Origin of the sequence: Shewanella sp. 3_MG-2023 (genome assembly GCF_030548765.1) — a bacterium.
GTDB lineage: Bacteria > Pseudomonadota > Gammaproteobacteria > Enterobacterales > Shewanellaceae > Shewanella.
In genome coordinates, this window is the sequence record NZ_JAUOSH010000059.1 from 1 (window position 1) to 6245 (window position 6245).

Annotated in this window: 6 protein-coding genes; 1 reads left to right on the forward strand and 5 read right to left on the reverse strand. The window is 43.9% G+C overall.

The genetic code is table 11. The annotated features are described in order from the left end of the window. Together Q4591_RS19785 and Q4591_RS19790 are read right to left on the reverse strand one after the other, a co-directional pair. The coding region (locus tag Q4591_RS19785) for an MtrB/PioB family outer membrane beta-barrel protein (protein WP_303462551.1) at positions 1–464 on the reverse strand (464 nt) is incomplete at its 3' end. A 14-nt stretch (positions 465–478) separates the two neighbouring features. After that, positions 479–1426, reverse strand: coding sequence for a DmsE family decaheme c-type cytochrome (locus Q4591_RS19790; RefSeq protein WP_303462554.1), 948 nt, complete (start codon positions 1424–1426; stop codon positions 479–481). A 496-nt stretch (positions 1427–1922) separates the two neighbouring features. Here Q4591_RS19790 and Q4591_RS19795 point away from each other — a divergent pair, with 496 nt between their 5' ends. Further along, complete coding sequence (locus tag Q4591_RS19795; protein WP_303462559.1) at positions 1923–2111, forward strand: helix-turn-helix domain-containing protein; 189 nt, start codon at positions 1923–1925, stop codon at positions 2109–2111. An 83-nt stretch (positions 2112–2194) separates the two neighbouring features. Here Q4591_RS19795 and Q4591_RS19800 read toward each other — a convergent pair whose 3' ends face one another. From Q4591_RS19800 to Q4591_RS19810, 3 genes are all read right to left on the reverse strand, one after another. Next, entirely contained in the window at positions 2195–2815 is a 621-nt protein-coding gene (locus Q4591_RS19800; protein WP_102439415.1) for a 4Fe-4S dicluster domain-containing protein, read from the reverse strand. A 200-nt stretch (positions 2816–3015) separates the two neighbouring features. Beyond that, on the reverse strand, positions 3016–3636 hold the full coding sequence (locus Q4591_RS19805; protein ID WP_303462556.1) for a DMSO/selenate family reductase complex B subunit: 621 nt from the start codon (positions 3634–3636) through the stop codon (positions 3016–3018). Positions 3637–3650: 14 nt separating this feature from the next. Continuing rightward, the gene (locus tag Q4591_RS19810) at positions 3651–6194 is read right to left on the reverse strand and encodes a DMSO/selenate family reductase complex A subunit (RefSeq protein WP_303462557.1); all 2544 of its coding nucleotides are present in this window, start codon (positions 6192–6194) and stop codon (positions 3651–3653) included. Positions 6195–6245: the final 51 nt, after the last annotated feature.

Below are 6245 nucleotides of genomic sequence, written 5' to 3' on the forward strand. Positions count from 1 at the left end.
ATGGCATCAGATGGGGTTAACATGCCATCGTTGTGCCACAGACTGCTTTCTACATCACCGGCTTTATAGGTTTTAATCGCATCATAATCGAGGCTAAATTCATACAAGCCTGCTTTACCGCCAGACAAGTGAGCAAAACCATTATCCATGCCTAACTGATGGGCTTGAATTCGGGCTTGATAACCAGACTCACTGCTAAAGCGCACATCACCACTGACTGCAGCAATGCGGCCATCTTTGGCTGTGCCTAGCGCATTACCTGCGTGAATATCACTGATGTCGTTATACCCGGCAGCAACACTCACTTCACCGCTATAACCGACGACGTTAGTGCAGCGTTTACATTCATATTTGTGGGTATCAACCGCGGTGGTATTGGCGTTGCCAACCCCGAAGTTAGCTGCCATGCCAGAGGTCGATACCGCCAGCAGTGACAGGGTAATAAGATTCAATTTAAATGACATAATCTTGCTCTCCATTAGCGTTGCAGCAGACTGCCAGCTGGGTGATTAGAACCATGAATTTGGTTGTGACAGTTAAGGCAGCTTTTTCCACCACCAAAGGCATCCATCCCCGGCTCAGGTACCACGCGAGAGGCGTGCCCATCGGGTGCATGACATTGCTGACATAACTGCGGTGCGCGGCTATCAAGCATATTGTCGTTGACGCTGCCGTGGGGGTTATGACATGAGACGCAGCTTTCGGTGACTGGCGCGTGTTCCCATAGGAAGGGACCACGTTTTTCAGCGTGACAGCTATAACAGGTATCGTTAACGGTTGGCTTAATCAGGGCACTTTCACTCATTGAACCGTGGGGAGCATGACAATCAATACAGGTCATTTGGTCCCATTTCATTGGGTGCGATGAGCGCTTGTTCATGTCGGCCTTTTCTTGGGTGTGACATGAAGTACAGGTGTCATTCACCGACAGCTTATCTAACGCGGGGTCAGTAGCGGCATGAATGGTGTGACAATCGGCACAGGCAATTTCTTCTAGGTTATGGGTGCTGGTATGCCATGCCATTTGCTCAGGGTCGTTATGACAGCCTTGGCAAACGGTATTTTGGGTTGGGGCAGACAATTTGCTGTCTTTACCAAAAGCAATCATCGGCTCTTTACCGCCGCGATTATGCTGGCCTTGTGGGCCATGACAGGCTTCGCACTGTAACCCTGCCATCGGTGATTGACTGTTATTACCTTGGCCGTGTGCGCCATCAAATAACGCCATGACGGTTTCATTTTTACGGTGACAGGTTAGGCAGTTGTCAGCGCCTTTAGGGGAATAATTTCCTTCAGCGAACTTCTCAACTAACTGTTGTTCTAATTGTGTTGAACTGAGGTCATCCCATGGGGTGGCATTAGCGCTGGTATGGGGAATTAATATTGAAGAAGCGCCAATTATTAATGCAAGGATCATTTTTTTCATAAATGTCATTCCCTTAAATTATTAAATAAGTCATTAGGTGTTTTATATGGGCGCTATTTTAGGTGAGATATTAACGATTATTCATTTGTTAAACATTGATGGTTTAATTTTGTGGAGTTCAGCAAGAAAGAGATTTAAATGTGATTTGTAGTGGGTTTTAGTTGGTAATAGTTTTCATTTGTAGTTAAAGCAATTTTTTTGATTTAATACCCACAATCAGGTGCTTAACTTATGTCTTAAAAAAAAGTAGTTTCTTTATAGTTTGAGCTTTGTGTTGATCTTGTTATCTTCAAATGTTTATTTAGCAATCAAAGATGTAAGATCTGGTTCACAATTTAAAACTCACCATTAATATGCAGGTTTTAAAATATTGAGTTAGTTATGGTTGAAGAATTTAAATACGGAATTATTTTATATTTTTTGCGGATTACTAGATGAGTTCAGGAGCTTTTATCTTAGGTATGCTACTTCGTTTACTATAAAAGTGGTTGAAGAAATGGGGATGTCACGTAAAACATTAATTAATAATGTTAAATATAAAAAAGTGCGTAGATTATTAGAAATGAATCATGGCAATAGTAAGCTGACCGCGTGTGATTGTGGTTTTACCGATCAGGGCAGATTAACTAAAATCTTTAATCAAACCATGGGGGTTTCTCCAAATGAATTCTTGCTTACTAAATAATACCTTAGCGGCGATGAGTGACTGGTGAATCCGTTAGTTATTCACCAGTGGAGCCGCATTTGCTACAGTCCTAATCACTTCAACTAATATCGCTTACCCATGTTGCCCTTGGGTTTATTAGTCGAGGAGGTTATTGGCTGTCCACCTAAAAGCATATTGGGGGAGGTAATGTGTGCTGAAGGCAATGAAGAGATATTTACTTCAGTGCCGTATTTGCTTCTTAACTCATGGATCAAGCCGAAGTCTAATGCGCCTTTTGGACAGGCATCGACGCACAAAGGTAGGCTCTGTTGCTCGATTAGCTCGAAGCAACCGTCGCACTTCACCATCACTTTACGTGTTGGGTCGAGTTGGGGCGCTTCATAAGGGCAAGCACGGGCGCAAGAACCGCATCCAACACATGTCTCTTGAGCAACATGAACTAAGCCATCTTTGGCACGTTTATGCATCGCCCCTGTTGGGCAGGCCAATACGCATACTGGTTCGCTACAATGGTTGCAGGATACTGATAAATAATAGGTCGAGATATTGGGTTGTTTTGATAATGCCGTAGGAATGCGTTCATCGCCATATTTATAGACCCGTCGAGTGCTGACGGATTTTTCCACATCAAATTTTTTATTACACACGCGATGACATTTTCTACAGCCAACACATTTACGTGTATCAAAATAGAATCCATATTGGGTAATTTCTGCAGTCATAGGCTTGTTGATAATACCAGTTATAGCGCGGATAAAGAGTAATTAACGTGATGCTGTATTAGCTATGCTACATGGAAATGTGGTGATTTTTTGGGTTTTATTCTATGACCCTACTTAGGTCACATTAAATACGATTATTTATGCTAAAAAAGCTAGCCAAGTATCAATATACTTGGCTAGCTAATTGGCTTTATGACGTCTTAAACTTCAGAGAAGTTGACGATTTCACCATCACGACCGCCATTCACATTCGCTTTAATAATCAAGTTCGGCGATGTAATGCTTTCTGGTGGTAAAGGTGCAATGTGGCCATCACCATTACCATATTTAGCGCGGAGGTTGTCCATGGTGTCAAAGTCCATTGCACGTAACGGGCAAGAGTCGATACATATTGGATTTTTGCCTTCAGCTAGACGCTCATAACAGCCATCACACTTGGTCATCACTTTGCGCTCAAGATCTAGTTGCGGAGCATCATAAGGACATGATCTTGCGCAGCTATTACAACCAATGCATAAATCGGTAGCAACATGCACTAAGCCATCTTCACGGCGTTTATGCATTGCACCGGTTGGACAAGCTTTAACACAAACAGGCTCAGAGCAATGATTACAGCCTATTGAGGTGTAATAAGTAAATACGTTTTGCTCTAGACTACCGTTTTGATTTTCAACCCATTGTCCGCCGCCATATTCATATACACGGCGCCAGTTAACACCGACAGGTAAATCTTTTCTATCTTTACAAGACACTTGGCACGCTTTGCAACCAGTACACTTAGCTGTGTCGATATAAAAACCATATTGGATATTAGTGGTCATTGTTATTTACTCCATTAAGCTGTTGCAATTTGTACACGGTTGGTATGTTGTGGGTTACCTTTAGTCACCGGAGTTGGGTGATACTTAGTTAACGTATTAATGCAGCCCCCAATATCGATGATGTGACCTGAGTTACCAATACGGCCTGCAGGATCTGGGGTATACCAAGCGCCTTGACCAACCATTGCCACACCTGGTGCCACACGTGGTGTGACACGAACAGGTAATTCAATTGTGCCGCGATCATTCCATACTTGTGCTTTTGCCCCTTGGGTAATACCTCTGGCATTGGCATCTTTTGGGTTCATCCATACTGCATCTTCAACCGCTTCACGTAACCAAGGTACGTTGTGGTAGCTTGAGTGAGTACGGCCTTTAGTATGGAAACCACATAGCTGTAATGGGTAATCTTTCGCTGCTTCTTCATCTTCGAAGCCATCCCATGTCACTACATATTTTGGTAGCGGAGTAATTTCATCGCCATCAAGTAAGGTCCAAGTAGCGGCTTTTTTAGCTAAAGACACTGAGTAGATTTCAATTTTGCCACTGATGGTAGGTCTTGGAGCAGCTGCAGGATTGGCTACATAGTCTTTTAAGGCAACAACAGTGTTAGTCATATATTTTCTGAATAAGCCCACTTCTTGCGCTTCGCCATAGGTGGCTGGCATATCAACATCAGTATTTGCAGCGCGGGTACCAGCGTAAATATCTTCACACCAATCACGGCCTGTTTTACCTTCAGTATATTCGCCGCCTTTACCCATTTTGTCTGCAATACCAGCACAGATGTCATACATTGATTTTGCATCACCTAGCGGGTTAAGCGATGAACTCATCATGGTTGCATAAGCCATTTGACCTGATGCATAGCTGTCATCGGCAAGATCTTCTGACTCAAGCCAAGTGGTATCAGGCAGAATAATATCGGCGTATCGAGCTGAAGGCGTCATCCAGCAATCACAAACAACAATCAGCTCACATTTACTCTCATCAGCGAGGATTTCAGCGGTGCCGTTACTATCAGAGTGTTGGTTGATCAAGATGTTACTTGAAGTATTAATGATCACTTTGATGTTGCTGTTTAACTTGGCACTGTTGTTGTCTTCGATTTCATTTAAGGCGTTGCTAGCGTAACGAACGCCGTCAGTGGTGCCAGTAAATTCTTCACCACGGACAATGGCATCAGACCAAGAGAAACAAGGAATGGTAATATCAACTGGGTTGTTACCAGCTGGCAAACCACCACCAAGTGGGAACTGGTTGCTTGATGGCATGGCACCGGTGCTAACACCCGCTTGGCCGAGTTTACCCGTCATAATAGAAAGCATATAAACTGCGCGAGTATTTTGGTCACCGTTAGCATGACGGCTGACACCTGCGCCGGCAGAGATGTATGGAGCTTTAGCATTCATTAACTTGGTTGCAAGTTCACGAATGTTGTCAGCGGTAACACCACAAATCTTTTCAGCCCACTCAGGGGTGCGAGCGCCTTGTCCAAGGTATTTACCCATACCCATGATGTAGTCATGGTAGTTGTCTTCAGGATTAATATATTGTGCGTGCTCACGCTTGTTTTGGTCTTGTTCAACTTCTAGTTCGGCTTTTAGTCGCTCAAGTGACGCTTTGCTATAACCAACACAATGGCTTTCTAAGAAAGCTGCAGAGTTATCGTTAACCCAGCCAGTATCAATCATGTGGTGAATAACGGCTTCAGCAAGCGCTGCATCAGTACCTGGACGAACAGCTAACCACTTGTGTTCATTACCACGCATTGAGTCGGTATAGCGCGGCTCAACCATATACACTTCGATACTATGTTTGTTATTTTCAAGCGCTTTAATGAAGTCATAGCCTTCACCAGAACCTGATTGACGAATTTCGTTTGGATTAAAACCAAAACCAATGAATAAATCACTGTTTTCGATTTCAGCCAAACTTGAACCACCAATCGAGTCCCATTTGTCGCCATAAGTGGCCATTGCCGCCATGTAAACTTGCGACCATGAATAATCCCAATGATGGTTTAAGAATCCACCATTTAGGTTAAGTAATCGACCCCAAGTGGCAGCATTGTTTGCAAAACCGTAGTAGGCGCCAGTTCCATAGTTAAAGTAGATTGACTCGTTGCCATGTGTACTTGCTGTTTCTTGTAGTTTCGCTGCAATTTCTGCGTAAGCATCGTCCCATGAGATAGGTACAAACTTACCTTCGCCACGTTTGCCAATACGCTTCATTGGGGTTTTTAAACGATCCGGCGCATAGGTGCGTTGCTTTAAAGAGCGGCCACGGGCGCAGGCACGGATTTGGTGGTTAACCCCGTATTCGTCAGTGGTTTCGTGATCAGCTTCAATGCGGGTAATGACTCCATCACGGCTAAATACTTTAATTGGGCAGTTTGAGCCACAGTTAACCAAGCAGGCAGACCAATTCATTTGCTCATCAGCCACAGGTGGCGGAGTTGGGGTGACATTGGCATCATCTGAACTGGTTTTACAACCGGTTACCGTTGCTGCACAGCCAAGTGCTGCACTCGCTTTTAAAAAACTTCTACGTTCCATTGATATATCCTCTCGTAGCATTAACGATGCGTCTTAGCGCAATTGGTAGGT

What these genes read in the sequence shown, in the direction of transcription:
- Q4591_RS19790 (WP_303462554.1), bottom strand. Translation starts at nt 1,426, where the DNA reads ATGAAAAAAATGATCCTTGCATTAATAATTGGCGCTTCTTCAATATTA.
- Q4591_RS19795 (WP_303462559.1), top strand. Translation starts at nt 1,923, where the DNA reads ATGGGGATGTCACGTAAAACATTAATTAATAATGTTAAATATAAAAAA.
- Q4591_RS19800 (WP_102439415.1), bottom strand. Translation starts at nt 2,815, where the DNA reads ATGACTGCAGAAATTACCCAATATGGATTCTATTTTGATACACGTAAA.
- Q4591_RS19805 (WP_303462556.1), bottom strand. Translation starts at nt 3,636, where the DNA reads ATGACCACTAATATCCAATATGGTTTTTATATCGACACAGCTAAGTGT.
- Q4591_RS19810 (WP_303462557.1), bottom strand. Translation starts at nt 6,194, where the DNA reads ATGGAACGTAGAAGTTTTTTAAAAGCGAGTGCAGCACTTGGCTGTGCA.